General features: G+C 73.5%; 2 protein-coding genes. One reads left to right on the forward strand and one right to left on the reverse strand.

Annotated elements, in window-relative coordinates:
* Positions 1-219: hypothetical protein (locus ACZ7KX_RS42720; RefSeq protein WP_470331347.1), on the reverse strand; the 219-nt coding region annotated here is incomplete at its 3' end.
* A gap of 252 nt (positions 220-471) precedes the next feature.
* Here ACZ7KX_RS42720 and ACZ7KX_RS42725 point away from each other — a divergent pair.
* On the forward strand, positions 472-984 hold the full coding sequence (locus tag ACZ7KX_RS42725) for a SigE family RNA polymerase sigma factor (protein WP_470331348.1): 513 nt from the start codon (positions 472-474) through the stop codon (positions 982-984).
* The last annotated feature ends 301 nt before the right edge of the window (positions 985-1,285 follow it).

Genomic DNA, 1,285 nt, shown 5'->3' on the forward strand with positions numbered 1-1,285 from the left:
AGCAGTCGTACGGGTAGCGGACGATCCGCTGCCGGAGACCACCGGGGCGTCGGCCGCGCCGGCGCCGTGGGCCGTGGCGGTGGGCGCACCGGAGGGCTTGCCGTGGGCCGTGGGGGTGGGCGGCGTGGTGCCGGTTGCGGCAGTGGCCATTCCCCCCGCGGTCGCGATGGCTGCGGCGGTGGCGGTGGCGGCGATGAGCATGATCGGGCGGATGCGCATGGATCCGTGTCCTTTCCTGCGGGCGTCCGGTTGATGCCAGCACCCCGGTACGCCTCCCGACGCCCGGCAGGTCGCACCCCGCACATGTGATCCAGGTCATGGACCGCCGGTGCAACCCCGGGACGGCGCTCGTGCGTACACGGCGGGAGGCTCCGCCCGGGACGCACGGCTCCGCCGTCGCGGCCCAGGAGTGCTTCCTCGCGCACCGCCTGTGTCACGAGCCGGCGGACAGCCCCGGAAGAGAGGCCCTTGATGACGCCACAGGAGTTCGACGCGTTCTACGCGGCGTCCTTCTCCCGCCTGACCGGGCAGCTCTACGCGTTGACCGGCAACTGGTCCGAAGCACAGGACGTGGTCCAGGAGGCCTTCATCCGCGCGTGGGACCGAAGGCGCACCTTCGACCCGGACAACGCCCCGGAGGCATGGATCCGGACCACGGCCCGGCGGCTGGCCCACTCCCGCTGGCGGCGTCTCGCCCGGGGCCTGCAGTTGGCCGGACGCCACCACCGCCAGGAACCACCCACCGTCGAGCCGCCCACCGAGGAGCACCTGATGCTGGTCACCGCGCTCCGCGACCTGCCCGAGGCGCAGCGAGGCGCCCTGGTCCTGCACCACATGTGCGACCTCTCCGTCGAGCAGGTCGCGGCCGAGACCGGCGCCAGCGTCAGCGCCGTCAAGAGCCGCCTCGCCCGCGGTCGGACCGCGCTCGCGGTCAGACTCGCCGACCGGACCCCGGCCGACGAGGAAGGAAAGCTCCGTGTCTGACCCCGTCCACGACACCCTCGCCGACCGGCTGCGGCTGCTCGGCACGCAGATGCCCGCACCGGCCCTGCCCGCTGCGGAGATCCGCCGACGCGCCGACCGGCGCCGTCGCCGACGGCACGCCCTGGGTGCGACCGCGGCCTGCACCGCAGCAGCCCTGTGCCTGGCCCTCCCGTCCGTGCTGCACTCACCGCGGCCACAACACCCACAGGGACCACAACACTCACCGGGGTTGCAACACCCACCGGGACCACAACAAGGAGCAGCCACCACGGACACCTCCTCCGTGTCGGCTTCCCCCCTC

The organism is Kitasatospora sp. NPDC038210, from assembly GCF_055600605.1.

Coding starts and splice junctions, on each gene's coding strand:
- ACZ7KX_RS42725 (WP_470331348.1), top strand. CDS start 472: ATGACGCCACAGGAGTTCGACGCGTTCTACGCGGCGTCCTTCTCCCGC.